14 protein-coding genes are annotated in these 17122 nt (G+C 52.3%); 10 read left to right on the top strand and 4 right to left on the bottom strand.

Going from position 1 to position 17122, the window contains the following annotated elements:
* Positions 1-139 precede the first annotated feature (139 nt).
* The 3 genes from KGA69_RS04655 to KGA69_RS04645 all read left to right on the top strand — a co-directional run bounded on the left by KGA69_RS04655 (position 140) and on the right by KGA69_RS04645 (position 4324).
* Positions 140-808, top strand: coding sequence for a glutathione S-transferase family protein (locus tag KGA69_RS04655; protein WP_045396725.1), 669 nt, complete (start codon positions 140-142; stop codon positions 806-808).
* Positions 809-1180: 372 nt separating this feature from the next.
* Positions 1181-2530 carry an NCS2 family permease gene (locus KGA69_RS04650; RefSeq protein ID WP_015704058.1) on the top strand — a complete coding sequence of 450 codons (1350 nt, stop codon included), beginning with the start codon at positions 1181-1183 and terminating at the stop codon, positions 2528-2530.
* A 147-nt stretch (positions 2531-2677) separates the two neighbouring features.
* Positions 2678-4324: a Na+/H+ antiporter gene (locus KGA69_RS04645; RefSeq protein WP_015368729.1), complete on the top strand. Its 1647-nt coding sequence runs from the start codon at positions 2678-2680 to the stop codon at positions 4322-4324.
* A 171-nt stretch (positions 4325-4495) separates the two neighbouring features.
* Here KGA69_RS04645 and KGA69_RS04640 read toward each other — a convergent pair whose 3' ends face one another.
* Positions 4496-5377, bottom strand: coding sequence for a LysR family transcriptional regulator (locus KGA69_RS04640; RefSeq protein ID WP_045398172.1), 882 nt, complete (start codon positions 5375-5377; stop codon positions 4496-4498).
* 103 nt (positions 5378-5480) lie between these two features.
* On the opposite strand from KGA69_RS04640, the gene KGA69_RS04635 reads away from it, so the two are divergent.
* The 7 genes from KGA69_RS04635 (at position 5481) to KGA69_RS04605 (ending at position 12690) form a co-directional block, all read left to right on the top strand.
* The gene (locus KGA69_RS04635) at positions 5481-5891 is read left to right on the top strand and encodes a CidA/LrgA family protein (protein WP_045398169.1); all 411 of its coding nucleotides are present in this window, start codon (positions 5481-5483) and stop codon (positions 5889-5891) included.
* Positions 5884-6573, top strand: a complete 690-nt coding sequence (locus tag KGA69_RS04630) for an LrgB family protein (protein ID WP_045398166.1) — start codon at positions 5884-5886, stop codon at positions 6571-6573. Before KGA69_RS04635 ends, KGA69_RS04630 begins: the two co-directional genes overlap by 8 nt.
* 555 nt (positions 6574-7128) lie before the next feature.
* Positions 7129-7689 carry a fimbrial protein gene (locus KGA69_RS04625; protein ID WP_161801914.1) on the top strand — a complete coding sequence of 187 codons (561 nt, stop codon included), beginning with the start codon at positions 7129-7131 and terminating at the stop codon, positions 7687-7689.
* 56 nt (positions 7690-7745) lie between these two features.
* Positions 7746-8435 carry a fimbrial assembly chaperone gene (locus KGA69_RS04620; protein WP_045398160.1) on the top strand — a complete coding sequence of 230 codons (690 nt, stop codon included), beginning with the start codon at positions 7746-7748 and terminating at the stop codon, positions 8433-8435.
* Complete coding sequence (locus tag KGA69_RS04615) at positions 8389-10974, top strand: fimbria/pilus outer membrane usher protein (RefSeq protein WP_213292875.1); 2586 nt, start codon at positions 8389-8391, stop codon at positions 10972-10974. The genes KGA69_RS04620 and KGA69_RS04615 overlap by 47 nt, the downstream gene beginning before the upstream one ends.
* A 34-nt stretch (positions 10975-11008) precedes the next feature.
* On the top strand, positions 11009-11578 hold the full coding sequence (locus tag KGA69_RS04610) for a fimbrial protein (RefSeq protein ID WP_045398154.1): 570 nt from the start codon (positions 11009-11011) through the stop codon (positions 11576-11578).
* A gap of 20 nt (positions 11579-11598) precedes the next feature.
* The gene (locus tag KGA69_RS04605; protein ID WP_045398151.1) at positions 11599-12690 is read left to right on the top strand and encodes a type 1 fimbrial protein; all 1092 of its coding nucleotides are present in this window, start codon (positions 11599-11601) and stop codon (positions 12688-12690) included.
* 41 nt (positions 12691-12731) lie between these two features.
* On the opposite strand, the gene actP is transcribed toward KGA69_RS04605, so the two are convergent.
* The 3 genes from actP to acs all read right to left on the bottom strand — a co-directional run bounded on the left by actP (position 12732) and on the right by acs (position 16834).
* Positions 12732-14381 carry a cation/acetate symporter ActP gene (actP, locus tag KGA69_RS04600; RefSeq protein WP_213292874.1) on the bottom strand — a complete coding sequence of 550 codons (1650 nt, stop codon included), beginning with the start codon at positions 14379-14381 and terminating at the stop codon, positions 12732-12734.
* Positions 14378-14692, bottom strand: a complete 315-nt coding sequence (locus tag KGA69_RS04595) for a DUF485 domain-containing protein (RefSeq protein WP_045398145.1) — start codon at positions 14690-14692, stop codon at positions 14378-14380. Before KGA69_RS04595 ends, actP begins: the two co-directional genes overlap by 4 nt.
* Positions 14693-14875: 183 nt before the next feature.
* Positions 14876-16834 carry an acetate--CoA ligase gene (acs, locus tag KGA69_RS04590; RefSeq protein WP_015704069.1) on the bottom strand — a complete coding sequence of 653 codons (1959 nt, stop codon included), beginning with the start codon at positions 16832-16834 and terminating at the stop codon, positions 14876-14878.
* Positions 16835-17122 lie beyond the last annotated feature (288 nt).

Raw genomic sequence — 17122 nt, 5'->3', positions numbered from 1 at the left:
TGTTGAAGGAGGTTCCGGATTGCGTCGACAATGTAATTGTGGCACAGCCTGATGATTTTGCCTGTTGGCGTTGCCGAAATTTTTCCGTCATTGGTCGCCTGTTTCTATAGTTAATTTGAACGAACAACAGGAGAGCGCCATGTTGACGGTCCATCACCTCAACCAATCCCGCTCGCAGCGCGTGCTGTGGGCGTTGGAAGAACTGCAATTGTCTTATCAGGTCGTCTGCTATCAGCGTGAAAAAAACATGCAGGCGCCAGCGGAACTGAAAAAAATTCACCCGTTGGGTAAATCGCCGGTGCTTGAGGATCAGGGGGTGGTGCTGGCAGAGTCCGGCGCGATTCTGGAATATCTGCAGGAAACCTACGATAGCGCCCAGCAGCTGAGGCCGCAGGGGAGGGAAGATAAACTGCAATATCGCTTCTGGCTCCATTATGCCGAGGGATCGTTAATGCCCTTGCTGTTGATGAAGCTTATCTTCGCCAGCCTCGGCAAGCCGCCGGTGCCGCTTGGTATGCGCACCCTGGGCGGGGCGTTGGGCAAAGGGGTACAAAAAGCGTGGCTGGATAGACAGTTGGCGACACATGCGGCATATATTGAACAGCATCTGGCTCGTCAGCCGTGGTTTGCCGGCGGCACGCTGAGCATGGCGGATATTCAGATGAGCTTCCCGGTGATGGCCTTACTGGCGCGCGGCGGCATTCAACACCTGCCGCACACCCGGCGTTGGCAGCAGCAGGTGGAGTCACGTCCGGGGTGGATTAACGCTATTGAGCGCGGCGGGCCATTTACCCTGCCTGGCGGTTAATACGCCAGAAAGAGGATTAAAACATATAAAAATGTTAATGCATTGCGCACTGACGATAACGTTTGCGCATCGTTTGTCTATTTCCTGAGCTTTGGCGGCGAAATTTGGCAAAATACGACAAACTTCAGTTGAAAAGGGCCAGCTAAAGACAGGATAATCGTTTGCCTTTTTACTTTGCTCGTTTTTTCCCCTGCCGACAGGGGGAGCAAAGACATTCCATATACCGCATTGTATGCGCGGAGTTAAACGTTTGCTTTTTCTCAGCCTCCCTCCTGGCGCCGGGAAACAGCACAAGGAGATGGCGTTTAACTGGCAGTGGACGGTCCATCACGCATGCAAGCGAACGATCAAAATTTTCAGGGGAAGTTTTCTATGTCTACGCCTTCAGCGCGTACCGGTGGTTCTTTAGACGCCTGGTTTAAAATTTCAGCTCGCGGCAGCTCCGTACGTCAGGAAATTGTTGCCGGATTAACGACCTTCCTGGCGATGGTGTACTCCGTCATCGTGGTGCCGGGAATGTTAGGTAAAGCTGGCTTTCCGCCTGCGGCGGTGTTCGTCTCGACCTGCCTGGTAGCGGGCGTCGGTTCATTAGTGATGGGCCTGTGGGCTAACCTGCCGCTGGCTATCGGCTGCGCGATTTCGCTGACCGCGTTTACCGCTTTTAGCCTGGTGCTGGGGCAGCACATTAGTATTCCGGTGGCATTAGGCGCCGTGTTCCTGATGGGGGTATTGTTCACCATTATCTCCGCTACCGGTATTCGTAGCTGGATCCTGCGCAACCTGCCGCAGGGCGTGGCGCACGGCACCGGCATCGGTATCGGCCTGTTCCTGCTGCTGATCGCCGCCAACGGCGTCGGTCTGGTAATTAAAAACCCGCTGGACGGCCTGCCGGTTGCGCTGGGCAATTTCGATAGCTTCCCGGTGATGATGTCGCTGATTGGCCTGGCGGTCATTATCGGTCTGGAAAAACTGAAAGTGCCTGGCGGCATTCTGCTGACCATCATCGGTATTTCCATTATCGGACTGATTTTCGATCCGAACGTCCATTTCTCCGGGATTTTCGCCATGCCGTCGCTGAGCGACGACAAAGGCAATTCGCTGATTGGCAGCCTTGATATCATCGGCGCGCTGAACCCGGTGGTGCTGCCAAGCGTGCTGGCGCTGGTCATGACTGCGGTATTCGACGCCACCGGTACCATTCGCGCGGTGGCCGGCCAGGCTAACCTGCTGGATAAAGACGGGCAGATCATCAACGGCGGCAAAGCGCTGACTACCGACTCCCTGAGCAGCGTGTTCTCCGGCGTGGTGGGCGCAGCCCCTGCGGCGGTGTATATCGAATCGGCAGCCGGTACGGCGGCGGGCGGTAAAACTGGTCTGACGGCAGTCACCGTTGGCGTGCTGTTCCTGCTGATCCTGTTCCTTTCTCCGCTCTCCTATCTGGTACCGGCCTACGCGACCGCGCCAGCGCTAATGTACGTTGGCCTGCTGATGCTGAGCAACGTGGCGAAAATCGACTTCAATGACTTCGTTGATGCGATGGCGGGGCTGATTACCGCGGTGTTCATCGTGCTGACCTGCAACATCGTGACCGGCATCATGATCGGTTTTGCATCGCTGGTGATTGGCCGCGTGGTATCCGGCGAATGGCGCAAGCTCAATGCGGGCACCGTGATCATCGCGGCGGCGCTGGTCATCTTCTACGCCGGCGGATGGGCGATTTAACTTTTCCTGCTAACGACGGGCGGCTTTGGCCGCCCGTTTAATTTTTAAGCCACATCCTGTTTCCTTTTGCGTTAATCTGAGTAGCGTATCATTTCGAGACATGACGCCTCAGATGTAAAAAAAGAAAACGCAGCAAACAGGGAACACATGGAAATATTCTTCACCATACTCATCATGACCCTCGTGGTCTCTCTCTCAGGGGTGGTTACACGTGTACTGCCCTTTCAGGTCCCACTACCGTTAATGCAAATCGCCATCGGCGCGCTGTTGGCCTGGCCGACCTTTGGTTTGCACGTTGAGTTCGACCCTGAACTCTTCCTCGTTCTGTTTATCCCGCCGCTGCTGTTTGCCGATGGCTGGAAAACGCCGACCCGCGAGTTTATCGAGCACGGCCGGGAAATCTTCGGCCTGGCGCTGGCGCTGGTGGTGGTCACCGTGGTCGGTATCGGCTTCCTGATTTACTGGATTGTGCCGGGGATCCCGCTGGTTCCGGCATTTGCTCTTGCGGCGGTGCTGTCGCCGACCGATGCCGTGGCGCTGTCCGGTATTGTCGGCGAAGGGCGGATACCGAAGAAAATCATGGGCATCCTGCAGGGTGAAGCGCTGATGAATGACGCTTCTGGCCTGGTGTCGTTAAAATTTGCCGTTGCCGTGGCGATGGGCACGATGGTGTTCACCATTGGCGGCGCCACCGTTGAGTTTCTGAAGGTGGCGATTGGCGGCATCCTGGCCGGTTTCGTGGTCAGCTGGCTGTATGGCCGCTCAATGCGTTTCCTCAGCCGCTGGGGCGGCGATGAACCGGCAACGCAAATTGTGCTGCTGTTCCTGCTGCCGTTCGCTTCTTACCTGATTGCCGAACATATCGGTTTCTCGGGGATCCTGGCGGCGGTGGCCGCGGGGATGACCATCACCCGTTCCGGGGTGATGCGTACCGCGCCGCTGGCTATGCGCCTGCGCGCCAACAGTACCTGGGCCATGCTGGAGTTCGTGTTTAACGGCATGGTGTTCCTGCTGTTGGGCCTGCAGCTGCCGGATATCCTGTCGAGCTCGCTGGTGGCGGCGGAAGCCGATCCGAACGTTGAAACCTGGATGCTGTTCACCGATATCGTGCTGATTTACGCCGCGCTGATGCTGGTGCGTTTCGGCTGGCTGTGGACGATGCGTAAGCTCAGCCAACGCTTCCTGAAGAAGAAACCGATGGAGTTTGGCTCCTGGACCACCCGCGAGCTGCTGATCTCCTCCGTCGCCGGGGTGCGCGGGGCGATTACTCTCGCCGGTGTGCTGTCGATTCCGCTACTCTTACCGGACGGTAACGTCTTCCCGGCGCGTTACGAGCTTATCTTCCTGGCCGCCGGGGTGATTCTTTTCTCCCTGTTCGTCGGGGTGATCGCGTTGCCGATTCTGTTGCGGCGTATTGAGTCCACCGACCACGTACAGCAGCGCAAAGAAGAGCGTCTGGCGCGCGCCGCGACGGCGGATGTGGCGATTGTCGCGATTCAGAAAATGGAAGAACGCCTGGCGGCGGATACCAAAGAGAATATCGACAACCAGCTGCTGACCGAGGTGAGTTCGCGCGTCATCGGTAACCTGCGTCGCCGTGTGGATGGGCGTAACGATGTCGAAACCTCGATGCTGGAAGAGAGCCTTGAGCGCCGTTTCCGTCTGGCGGCGCTACGTTCGGAACGCGGTGAGCTGTACCACCTGCGCGCGACGCGGCAAATCAGCAACGAGACGTTGCAGAAGCTGCTGCACGATCTCGACCTGTTAGAAGCGTTGTTAATCGAAGATCAGTAACCTTAAGTCCCGGTAAGCGCGACGCTTACCGGGGCTACAGCACGATGCGATTTGGTAGCCCGGAGAAGGCGCAACGCGCCGCGTCCGGGAAAAACCCTTAAAAAGTTGCCAACCGATAACAGTATCGACAGTCTATATGTAGCCCCGGTAAGCGTTAGCGCGACCGGGGAGTTACTCCAGCCAGAACGCTTTACTGCATTCCAGCCACGCCTCGGCGCTGCGCGACATATACACCCCTTCCCGCCAGATCATCCCTAATTCCCAACGTAATTCGCTCTCCAGCGGGATCCAATAAAAATCCTCGGCATCAAGACGCTGGCAAATCGGCTCCGGCAAAATCGCCACGCCAATGCCCGCCTGCACCATTGCCGCCAGAAAATCCCACTGACCGCTGCGCACGGCGATACGCGGCTTGACATCACGCTCGGCAAACAGGCGCATCAGCTGTTGGCTGAGGGCGAAATCTTCGTTGTAGATAACCAATGGATGCTGCGCCAGCTTTTGCGGCGAGATCGAGGTGATATCCTGCCACTGCGCTGTCTTCGGCACGAGGACGCAGAGCGGGTGGCTAAAGAGTGACAGCGTGGTCAGGCCGCTGGACTCATCGACCGGTAGCGCGGTCATCGCCAGGTCGAGTTCGCCGTTGCTAACCGCCTGCTGCACCGTCAACCCGCCGAACTCGGAAATTTTCAGCTCCACGCCGGGATAACGCAGGCGAAAGCGGCTGATGGGCTCAGCCATCAACATGCCGACCATCGGCGGGATCCCCAGGCGCAGTACGCCTTTATTCAGATGGTTAATATCGCTGAGTTCGGCTTTTAACTGGCTGAATTCGCCGAGTATCGCCTGCCCGCGTTCGAAGACTACCCGGCCGGTATCGGTTAATAACAGCTTGCGGCCATCACGGATAAGCAGGGTGCAGTTGAGCTCATCTTCCAGATTTTTGAGCATCTTGCTGATGGTGGGTTGCGTGACGAAGAGTTTCTCCGCCGCGCGGGTAAAGCTTTGCTGGCGGACGACTTCGACAAAATACCGCAACGTACGTATATCCATGATTATTCCCTGAGACTATACCTGTGATGATTTTAATTCATTTCTGTCCACAAGGGCGGCTCTCTATACTGCACCCCTGACTTATTTTTAGGGAATTCCGCTCATGGCCTTCGCGCCAGCACGTGTTGCGCCTTTCGTGATGCAACGTCTTCAGGTACCGGTTCAGGTACTGCTCTATGCCGGGTTGTTTGTCTGCGCTGAATATCTGGTTAATTGGCTACATCTCCCGCTTCCTGCCAATCTTGTCGGCATGTTGATGCTGCTGATGCTTATCGTCTGCCGGGTGATACCGCTCAACTGGGTGCGCGCAGGCGCGCGCTGGCTACTGGCGGAGATGCTGCTGTTTTTCGTCCCGGCGGTGGTTGCCGTCGTTAATTATGCGCAACTGCTGATGGTGGACGGCTGGCGCATCTTCCTCGTCATCGCGTTAAGCACCACTATGGTACTGGGCGCCACGGCGTGGGTAGTGGATAAGGTGTATCGCTACGAAGTGAGCAGGCTGAAAAATGAGTGATTTTATCCTGAGCATGCTGTGCCTGGCGGTCACCCTCGGGCTCTATTTCGCCAATAAGCGTCTCTATCGCCGCTTCCATAAACTGCCGTTAATGCCGCTGGTGCTGACGCCGGTACTGTTGGTGCTGATCCTCGTCTTTGGTCATATCTCCTATCAGAGCTATATGGGCGAGTCGCACTGGCTATTATGGTTATTGGGGCCGGCCACCATCGCCTTTGCCGTACCGGTCTATGACAACATGGCGATTATTAAGCGTCACTGGATGTCATTGACCGCGGGAGTGGTGACGGCGTCGGTGGTCGCCGTTACCACTTCCGTTTGGCTGGCGCGTCTCTTCACTCTGCCTGACGAAATTCAGCGTAGCCTGGCGGTACGCTCGGTGACCACGCCGTTTGCGCTGGCGGCGGCGAAACCGCTCGGTGGCCAGCCCGACCTGGTAGCGCTTTTTGTGGTGGTCACCGGGGTATTTGGCATGGCGATTGGCGATGTGCTGTTCTTACGCCTGTCAATCCGCGCCGGTATGGCGAAAGGGGCGGGGTTCGGCGCGGCGTCACACGGCGCCGGAACAGCCCGATCCTATGAACTGGGCCAGCAGGAGGGCGTGGTCGCCAGCCTGGTGATGATGCTTTCCGGCGTAGTCATGGTGCTGGCGGCGCCGCTAGTTCGTTGGGCGATATTTTAAGATTCCGCAGTCTTACCTCGAAGGACAACGGGTAAGACTGCTGAGTTCACCCCGGTAAAATATTACGTATCCATAGGCTATTTATCTTAATTAGTATGAAATGTGTTTAGGTTATATTCTTAATTTCATTGTGGGATGTTTTTGTTGAATGCTGTTTGGAAAGATCTTATGTCATTTAATTTGTAAAAATATATTTCTAAATGACGGGTTATTTAATGAATTTAATAATGATTAAACAATTATTAATTTGTGCTGTGAATTATATGAATGCATAACATGCTGATAATATGTGTATTTGGTTTGTTTTTATAATAGGTGATTAATTCATTCTAATGGATGATGTTAGCAATACTTATTGAAAAATATTTTTCTCAAGATATTATTTTTATGCGGGATGCTATTATTGAATGGATTCAATAAGCGATTGCCTGGTCAATTTTAAATTATTTATAAAACATTGCATGTTGTTTTTATAAAAATCTGACGGCGCTAATTTTGAATTCCATTCTTTAATATACCTGCATCAAGCAATTGACGGATTGATTGTCGTTTACAATGGATATGGGAATTCATATGAAAATCAGTAAGAAATATGTGTTCAGCGCGCTGGCAATTTCTGCCTCCTGCATGCTGTCGACCTATGCGCAAGCTGCATCGAATACGATTACTTTCAACGGTACCGTTTCTGATACCACCTGTACCGCAACAATTGATGGGGGGGTGACGTCTATCGAAATGGGTACCACTTCAGTGGCGGATTTGAAAGCGAATACCTATGGTGCTGCGAAGAATTTTTCATTTTCCCTGGCTAACTGTCCTGCTACTGAAGAGGGTGGCAACGCTATCGCCCGCGTTACCTTCGGTGGCGAGGCAGATGCTGCGAACAGTGATTACTTCAAAAACCAGGCCTCAACTTCTGCAGCTTCTGGCGTTGCGGTCGCCATCTTTGATAACGCAGGTAATTTGCTGAAAAATAATGAAGAAGGCGCCGATGTGGATATTTCATCAGGGGCTGCGACTATTCCATTTACCGTGAAAATGGTCAAGTCAGGCGCTTCTGATCCAACGAAAGGGGCAGTTAAAACGACCGTGACTTATAACGTGACTTACTATTAATTAATTTTATATGGAGAAAGGGGAGCGGTATGTAGATTCCCCTTTATTATGGGTATATGAGATATCGTTTATTTTTTATTAGCTTATTGCTAACCCTTTCGAATGCGCAAGCGAGCGTAGTGGTCGGCGCGACTCGGGTGATATTTGATGGCGCCAAAGAGAGTACGGTAGTGGCTGTTGATAATAAAGATAATACCACTAATATTGTCCAGTCCTGGCTTTCTGTCGTTGATACCTCATCACCTGAAAAAGACTCATTTATTATAACGCCACCGCTATTTCGTTTAAATTCTGGTGAGAAAGGTTTTGTCCGGATAGTGCGTTCTGGGAAGCCATTACCAACCAGTCGGGAGTCCATGCTTTGGCTAAATGTTAAAGGCATACCCGCAATGGATAATGTGCCCGATAAGAACACGGTGCAGTTCGCTATTAATTCTAAAATTAAACTTATTTATCGTCCCAAAGAGCTGCAGGGACAAATCCCAGAAAATTATGCTGCTAAATTACAATGGCGTCACGATAGCAACTTTTATAGCGTAACAAATAATTCACCGTTATATATGAATTTTTCACAAATAAAGATTAACGGTAAGAATGTATCTGGAATATGGTTCGCAGCACCATTTTCTACGTTAAAGATACCGGCAAAAGATGTTTTATCCTCTGCGAGGAACAAAGAAATCACATGGAGCGTGATTAATGATTATGGTATGGCAGGGAAAAAATATTCCGCAATCATACAGTAGCGTTACTCTATTTCATACTCCAGGGTATATCGGAGTAGCATTCTTGCTATACGCCACTACCCTAAGTTTTGGTGCGCAGGCCGGAGAATACTTCAACCCGCATTTACTGGAAGTGACTGAAAGTAGCGCTACCGCCGTGGACTTATCCTGGTTATCTCAGGATACGATTCCACCCGGTAGCTATAATCTGGATATTTATATTAATGATAAATATATATCTACCGAGGTGATTGAATTTAAAGAAAACACGGATAAACAAGAGACCAGGGTTCAACCCTGCATTGGCGTTGGACTGCTAAAATCATGGTCAATTAATACCGCGCGCTATCCGCAGCTTGCGGATATGGCAACGCAGTGTGCCTCTCTGTCAGCGATCCCTGGTCTTGAATATTCAGTGTCGTTGCCGCAGCAGCGCCTGGTACTTTCCGTGCCCCAGGCGGCGCTGCTCAATCGCCCTGGAGACTATGTTCCGGAGGAGCAGTGGCAACAAGGAATCAACGCGGGTTTGCTTAACTATAGTTTGTCGGGGCAATGGAATACGCCGCGGCATGGCGGTAGCGCTACCGAAAGCCAGTTTGCGAGTTTGCAGCCTGGTATAAATCTGGGACCGTGGCGTCTTCGCAACTATAGTACGTTTGATCACGGCGATGACGGTAGTCACTGGCAATCGGTGTATAGCTATCTGGCGCGCGATATCCATATCCTGAAAAGCCAATTCATTCTGGGTAATACCTATACCTCGTCGGGTATTTATGACAGCATAAATTTTACTGGCCTGCAGTTGAGCTCGGATGAGGAAATGCTGCCGGACAGTCTTCACGGCTTCGCGCCAACGATTAAAGGTATCGCGCGCACCACCGCCGAGGTCACTGTTTATCAGAATGGCTACAGTATCTATAAAACAACGGTTGCTCCCGGGGCTTTCGAGATTAAGGATCTTTATTCAACCGGGAGCGCCGGCGATCTCAACGTTAATATTAAAGAGTCCGACGGTAGCGAGCAAAATTTTGTCGTGCCTTATGCCTCGTTGGCTATTTTGCAACGCGAGGGGCAGTTGGACTATGCCTTTAGTAGCGGAAAAACGCGTGCCTCCAGTTCCGGTGATAAAGAATATAATTTTGTCCAGTCGACGGTGGCATACGGCGTTTCAAGTAATATTACGTTATATGCGGGACTACAGCAGGCTGAAGATAAATATACTAATATATTAATGGGTTCTGGTTTTAATTTAGGGAGCATTGGTGCGTTGTCGTTTGATGCTTCTCAATCATTGGTCAATATTAAGCAAAACGAAGCCCGCTCTACGTTATCGCAAAAAAAGGGACAATCCTTACGCCTGCGTTTTAGTAAAAGCTTTTTGCAGACGGGAACTAATTTTTCGGTGGCGGGTTATCGCTATTCTACTGCGGGATATTATTCCTTTCAGGATTTTATCGATAAGACCTCAGATGACCAGGATTGTTGTACATTAACTGGTCGGAAAAAAGGGCGCTTTGATGCCTCAATATCGCAATCGCTGTTTGGGTATGGTTCTCTGTCGCTTTCCTTAGTGAATGAAACTTACTGGGATAGTTCGCGAATGGATTCATTGGGCATTGGCTATAGCGGTTCGCTGGGAAAAGTTTCTTATTTCATTAACTATTCATATAACCGTAACGTACAAAGTAGTGAAAGTCATGGAGAGACGAAACCTGGCAGCGATACTATTGTGTCGTTAACGCTGTCTATACCGATAGGCGAAAGGCTCTCGTCTAATTACAGCATGAGTTCTGGCCGTGCAAGCGACACCACCCACAGCGTAGGATTGAACGGCATGATGCTGGCGGATCGATCGCTTAACTGGAATGTTCAGCAAGGTTATAACGCCAGTAATAAAAGCACTTCCGGAAATATTGGTGTGGATTATCAGAGTTCCAAAGGGGATATTTCCGCCGGCTACGGCTATGACCATTATAGCAATCACTATAACTATTCATTACGTGGAGGCATGATCGCTCACGCGGGCGGACTCACCCTTTCCCGATTCCTCGGAGAGAGTTCCGCTCTGATTGAAACACCTGGCGTGAGTGATGTGGCGGTCCGCGGACAAACCAATGTCACAACCGATTCCTCAGGTTACGCTATCGTGCCATATATTCGGCCATATCATGTCAATAGCCTGTCATTAGATGAACAGCAGATTACGGGTGCGGAGGTTGATAATGTGGTGAGAAACGTGGTACCGACGCGTAACGCGATAGTCAGAGTGCAATACGATACCTATATTGGAGCGAAGGCCATGGTCACTTTAAAGACGGCGACCGGCGTCGCGCCATTTGGCGCTATTGTGACTTTAGAAAAACAGCCGCAACGGCGCCAGGATATTCGCGGCAATATTGTTGGTGATGACGGGCAGGTTTATATGACAGGGCTTCAGCAAAAAGGAACCATGCTGGTGAAATGGGGCGAGGGGCGAAATGAACAATGCCGTGCAGATTATGATTTGACCGTGAAGGAAAAAAATCAGGAGATTATTTTCTATCAAGCACTGTGTCATTAACTTAGATGGTTGCTCAAAGGAATGAGGTTTGAATATGGGTGATGTTAAATGTATCGGCGGTATCTTAATCTGTTTATTTGGCTATTTAATCTGTGCGCTTTTTGTTATTTCGACGCCAGCATTGGCCTATGAGGATTCAAGCACGATCAATTTTAACGTTTCTGGCAATATTGAGGAACCATCCTGTGACGTTGCAATAAAACCCTCTGCCACCATTGATTTAGGCACGGTGTCGTATCAAACGTTAACCGGTAAAGCAGGATCCAGTGGGGAAAGCACGCCGGTCAAGCTTGAGTTTAGCAACTGCTCCGCGGGAACCTCTACGGTCACCTTATCCTTCAGTGGCTCCTATTTTGATGATACCCATACTTCAATTTATAAAAATAATCAAACCGGTAGCGATGGCGCCAGCGGCGTTGGGATGCAGCTCCTTAGTCAGGCGGATAACGAGTCGTTAGGGCCAAACGATCGGTATGTTTATACGTTTGATGATAGTGCTGGCTCTCATACATTTAACATGATCGCCAGAATGTATTCACCCTACGGAAAAATTAGTGCTGGCATTGTGGGGTTTACCGTAACCTTTGATGTCACCTATAAATAGTCAGATATACAAGGAACGGTATGAATAAATATTTATTAATGTTGCTGCTGATTTTCCCTGTGTTGAGTTGGGCTTGTGAGGGGGTGAATTCTGGCGATGTATCGATGACTAATTTGCCTGAGAAGATTTTACTTAGTGCCGGGAATTACTCGGCCGGAACAGTATTATATGACTCAGGTAAGATAACTCGTTCGCAGGCCGCGCTACTCAACTGTCAAGGTGATATATATGCTAACTTTCAGTGGGCATCAAATAACACCGGAAATTTAATCGGCGATAATATCTATACCACCTCGTTACAAGGCGTAGGGTTGAGAGTCAAAGTTTGGTTAAACGTTACCGGCGAATATGATGGTGATAGCGACGATTTCAATAGCGATTATCAGCAGCATTTTATTGGTGATGTTAATTACTACCTTGGCAAACCTTCCGGCTTACTGGATTATTATGCTTCAACCAATTACTCACCGGCTTACCAGCTACAGCTGGTGGCGACCGGCGGCCCAATAGCGACAAATAGTAAATTGTCGTTGAACGATCCGGTGGCGACGGTCTCTGCGAAAGACAGTTCAGGTACTATCGTAATTTCCCAGCTGCATATTAGCGGCACCACGACTATTCAGCTCACCCCGATGGGTTGCATGGTCAGTAGCTCAGGATTGAATTTCGCGATGGGGACGGTAAGCGCTTCGGCATTCAATTCCGCGGGGAAAGCCGGCTCTGCAACTCAATCGGTGACGCTCTCCTGTGAGCCGGGGACTAACGTTGTAATGCGGGTGACGGCTGCGGAAGCGAGCGGCGATAACCCGAACCATACGGTGATGGCCTTAACTGCGGATGGTAATGCTGCCACCGGCGTTGGCGTACAGCTTAATCTGAAGGACAATGCGCTGCCGCTGAATACGGATATCAGCTTATATTCTTCAAGCCGCACGACGGTGACCAATAACGGCGCGGATGCTGGCTATACCATTTTTACCAATCCTGATTTCCCCGGCGGCGCATATGCTATGCAGTCGCTCATGTTTACCACCAATTATTACAAAACAGCGGAGACGGTGACGGCGGGATCGGCAAATGCGAGCGGGGTGATAACCTTTACCTATAACTAAAATATAGCCTCTTCCTCAGCGCGAGGAAGAGGCCGATACCATTAGTGCGCCTGGCCGCGTTCGATACCGATACCGGTTTGTGAACGGATAAACTGGGCGCGGAACTGCTCGCGCTCGCGCATCCCTTCTGCGGAGTTATCGGTAATCGAGAATAGCCAGATGCCGATGAACGCGATGGCGATGGAGAATAGCGCCGGGTATTCATACGGGAAGACGGCTTTCTCGTGACCGAGGATCTGTACCCAAATGGTCGGGCCAAGGATCATTAAAATTACCGCGGTCAGCAGGCCGAGCCAGCCGCCGATCATCGCGCCGCGGGTGGTCAGCTTCGACCAGTACATCGACAGCAGGATAATCGGGAAGTTACAGCTGGCGGCGATAGAGAACGCCAGGCCGACCATGAAGGCGATATTCTGGTTTTCGAACAAAATCCCCAGCAGAATCGCTACCACGCCGAGGATCAGCACGGTAATTTTCGATACCTTCAGCTCCTGACGTTCGGTCGCGCCTTTGCGGAACACGTTAGCGTAAAGATCGTGAGAGACCGCCGATGCCCCCGCCAGCGTCAGTCCGGCGACCACCGCCAGAATCGTGGCGAACGCCACCGCCGAGATAAAGCCGAGGAACAGGTTACCGCCGACGGCATCCGCCAGATGCACCGCCGCCATGTTGTTGCCGCCGATGAGCTGTCCTGCCGCATCTTTAAACGCCGGATTCGCCCCCACCAGCATGATCGCGCCGAAGCCGATGATAAAGGTCAGGATATAGAAGTAACCCATAAAACCGGTGGCGTAGAACACGCTCTTACGCGCTTCTTTGGCGTCGCTGACGGTGAAGAAACGCATCAGAATATGGGGCAGGCCCGCGGTACCGAACATCAAGCCGAGACCGAGCGATAGCGCCGATATCGGGTCTTTCACTAGCCCGCCGGGGCTCATGATCGCCACCCCTTTCGGGTGCACCGCCATCGCTTCAGTGAACAGATTATTGAAGCTGAAACCAACGTGCTTCATCACCATAAAGGCCATAAAGCTGGCGCCGAACAGTAGCAGGACCGCTTTGATAATCTGCACCCAGGTGGTGGCGAGCATGCCGCCAAACAGCACGTACAACACCATCAGCACGCCGACAAGCACCACCGCAACGTGGTAGTTGAGGCCGAACAGCAACTGGATGAGTTTGCCGGCGCCAACCATCTGCGCAATCAGATACAGCGCCACCACCACCAGCGAACCGCAGGCGGAGAGAGTGCGAATCGGCCCCTGCTTCAGGCGATAAGAGGCTACGTCGGCAAAGGTGTAGCGACCGAGGTTACGCAGGCGTTCGGCGATCAGGAACAGGATAATCGGCCAGCCGACAAGGAAGCCGAGCGAGTAGATCAAACCGTCGTAGCCGGAAGTGTACACCAGCGCGGAAATGCCGAGAAACGAGGCCGCGGACATAAAGTCGCCGGCGATCGCCAGACCGTTCTGGAAACCGGTGATATTGCCGCCCGCGGTGTAGTAATCGCTGCGCGAACGCACGCGTTTTGACGCCCAGTAAGTGATATACAGCGTCAGGGCGACGAAAATCACGAACATGATAATCGCCTGCCAGTTGGTCGGCTGACGCTGCACCGCGCCGGTAATGGCATCGGCGGCGTTGGCGGCGAAAGGGAGCGTGGCGGCAAGCGCCGTCAGGACTTTTTTCATGATGCTTGCACCTCGCTAATCACGCTTTTGGTCAACTTGTCGTATTCGCCGTTTGCCCGCCAGACGTAAATGCCGGTCAGAACGAAGGAGATGATAATGACGCCGATACCAATAGGGATGCCGCGGGTGACGCTGGTGCCTTCATGCAGCGGCGTCCCAAGCCAGCCGGGCGCGAAGGCGATAAGCAAAATAAAGCCTACGTAAATGACCAACATAATGACTGACAGAATGGCGGCAAACCGTTGCCGTGATGCAACTAACTCCCTGAAATGCGCACTATTTTCTATCCGCTGACAAATTTGTTCATTCATCTTAGCGTCTCCAGAGGTAACCCTTATGTCATCCATCGGCTATCCGTCGGCAACAGTGACCCGCCCGACGTTATTACGTCGAGTAGCCGCTGGTTTACCGCTTTCCTGCTGAACAGAATCCTTGGGGGGAGTTTATGTTTTTAACCTCTCCCTCCAGAGAGGGAGAGGGGGGTAGGTATCGTGTTAAGAAGGCATCGCAATGGCCTGCTTCTCTTCGAGCAGTTTGTCCACTACGCCCGGATCGGCCAGCGTCGAGGTATCCCCGAGATTACTGGTATCGCCAGCGGCAATCTTACGCAGAATACGGCGCATGATTTTGCCGGAGCGGGTTTTCGGCAACGAGTCGGTCCAGTGCAGTACATCCGGCGTCGCCAGCGGGCCAATCTCTTTGCGCACCCAGTTACGTACTTCGGCATACAGTTCCGGCGTCGGCTCTTCGCCGTGATTCAGCGTCACGTAAGCGTAGATGGCCTGGCCTTTGATATTATGCGGAATACCAACCACCGCCGCTTCGGCGATTTTCGGATGCGAGACCAGCGCGGATTCAATTTCCGCGGTGCCCAGACGGTGGCCGGAGACGTTCAGTACGTCATCGACGCGACCGGTGATCCAGTAGTAACCATCTTCGTCGCGACGGGCGCCGTCGCCGCTAAAGTACATATTTTTAAAGGTTGAGAAATAGGTCTGCTCGAAGCGCTCATGATCGCCAAACAGGGTACGCGCCTGGCCAGGCCAGGAGTCGGCAATCGCCAGATTGCCCTCGGTCGCGCCTTCCAGCGGCGTCCCTTCGTTGTCCACCAGTACCGGCTGGACGCCAAAGAATGGACGCGTGGCGGAACCGGCTTTCAGTTCGGTGGCGCCCGGCAGCGGGGTTATCATGAAGCCGCCGGTTTCGGTCTGCCACCAGGTGTCCATCACCGGGCACTTCTCGTTGCCGATCTTCTTCCAGTACCACTCCCAGGCTTCCGGGTTAATCGGCTCGCCGACCGAGCCGAGAATGCGCAGTGAAGAACGATCGGTACCTTCGATAGCTTTGTCGCCTTCCGCCATCAGCGCGCGGATCGCCGTCGGCGCGGTGTAGAGAATATTGACCTGATGTTTGTCCACCACCTGGCACATGCGCGCCGGGGTCGGCCAGTTTGGCACGCCTTCAAACATCAGCGTGGTGGCGCCGCAGGCCAGCGGGCCGTACAGCAGGTAGCTGTGACCGGTGACCCAGCCCACATCGGCGGTGCACCAGTAGATATCGCCCGGATGGTAATCAAAGACGTATTTGAAGGTGGTCGCCGCATACACCAGGTAGCCGCCGGTGGTGTGCAGTACGCCTTTCGGCTTGCCGGTCGAACCGGAGGTATAGAGGATAAAGAGCGGGTCTTCGGCGTTCATTTCCACCGCTTCATGCTGGTCATCCGCTTTTTCAATCAGATCGCTCCACCACAGATCGCGACCTTCCTGCCAGTCGATTTTGCCGCCGGTGCGCTTGAGGACCACCACGTGCTCGATGCTGGTGACGTGCGGATTTTTCAGCGCATCGTCGACGTTTTTCTTCAGCGGGATGGCGCGACCGGCGCGTAATCCTTCGTCAGAGGTGATCACCAGGCGAGCGCTGGAGTCGATAATGCGTCCGGCAACCGCTTCCGGCGAAAAGCCGCCGAAGATTACCGAGTGGATGGCGCCGATGCGCGCGCAGGCCAGCATGGCCACGGCGGCTTCCGGCACCATCGGCATATAGATAGCAACGACATCGCCTTTTTTAATGCCCAGATCGAGCAATACGTTGGCAAAACGGCAAACATCGCGATGGAGCTGGCGATAAGTGATGTTTTTACTCTGGCTGGCGTCGTCGCCTTCCCAGATAATCGCGGTCTGGTCGCCGCGCTCGTGCAGGTGGCGGTCGAGACAGTTGGCCGCGAGGTTCAGGGTGCCATCTTCATACCATTTGATGGAGATGTTTCCCGGCGCGAAAGAGGTATTTTTTACCTGCGTATAGGGCTTAATCCAGTCGAGGATTTTGCCCTGCTCGCCCCAGAAGGCATCTGGGTTGGTGATGGATTGTTGGTAGTTCACCTGGTACTGTTGCGGATTCATCAGGCAATGTTCCGCAATCTCTGCGGGAATAGGGTGTTTATGTATTTGGCTCATGGCTTTTTTTCTCCTTTAACTTGTTAAATATATGTCAAATAACCGTTAAGAATAGGGGCTTTATGAGCTTTGTTTACTATTTGGGGGGCAGATCACGCATTGATTAAACTGAATGAAATTCAATCAAATGAAACTTTGAAATGAAATAATTCATTTGCTGTATTTATAGAAACTGAATGTGTTAAATATTTTTTATAACAAATACTTATGCAATGTAATGCGCTGAAATGGGCGGATTTATGCAGAAAACCAGAGGAAAGCGCTGTTCTTAAAGGCTTGCGCAGCATG

This window comes from Klebsiella sp. A52, assembly GCF_018388785.1.
Lineage (GTDB): Bacteria > Pseudomonadota > Gammaproteobacteria > Enterobacterales > Enterobacteriaceae > Klebsiella > Klebsiella aerogenes.
This window is presented reverse-complemented; position numbering and strand designations above follow the sequence as displayed.

Coding starts and splice junctions, on each gene's coding strand:
- KGA69_RS04635 (WP_045398169.1), top strand. CDS start 5,481: ATGGCCTTCGCGCCAGCACGTGTTGCGCCTTTCGTGATGCAACGTCTT.
- KGA69_RS04650 (WP_015704058.1), top strand. CDS start 1,181: ATGTCTACGCCTTCAGCGCGTACCGGTGGTTCTTTAGACGCCTGGTTT.
- KGA69_RS04605 (WP_045398151.1), top strand. CDS start 11,599: ATGAATAAATATTTATTAATGTTGCTGCTGATTTTCCCTGTGTTGAGT.
- KGA69_RS04620 (WP_045398160.1), top strand. CDS start 7,746: ATGAGATATCGTTTATTTTTTATTAGCTTATTGCTAACCCTTTCGAAT.
- KGA69_RS04595 (WP_045398145.1), bottom strand. CDS start 14,692: ATGAATGAACAAATTTGTCAGCGGATAGAAAATAGTGCGCATTTCAGG.
- KGA69_RS04610 (WP_045398154.1), top strand. CDS start 11,009: ATGGGTGATGTTAAATGTATCGGCGGTATCTTAATCTGTTTATTTGGC.
- KGA69_RS04630 (WP_045398166.1), top strand. CDS start 5,884: ATGAGTGATTTTATCCTGAGCATGCTGTGCCTGGCGGTCACCCTCGGG.
- KGA69_RS04615 (WP_213292875.1), top strand. CDS start 8,389: ATGATTATGGTATGGCAGGGAAAAAATATTCCGCAATCATACAGTAGC.
- KGA69_RS04640 (WP_045398172.1), bottom strand. CDS start 5,377: ATGGATATACGTACGTTGCGGTATTTTGTCGAAGTCGTCCGCCAGCAA.
- KGA69_RS04655 (WP_045396725.1), top strand. CDS start 140: ATGTTGACGGTCCATCACCTCAACCAATCCCGCTCGCAGCGCGTGCTG.
- KGA69_RS04625 (WP_161801914.1), top strand. CDS start 7,129: ATGGATATGGGAATTCATATGAAAATCAGTAAGAAATATGTGTTCAGC.
- actP (WP_213292874.1), bottom strand. CDS start 14,381: ATGAAAAAAGTCCTGACGGCGCTTGCCGCCACGCTCCCTTTCGCCGCC.
- acs (WP_015704069.1), bottom strand. CDS start 16,834: ATGAGCCAAATACATAAACACCCTATTCCCGCAGAGATTGCGGAACAT.
- KGA69_RS04645 (WP_015368729.1), top strand. CDS start 2,678: ATGGAAATATTCTTCACCATACTCATCATGACCCTCGTGGTCTCTCTC.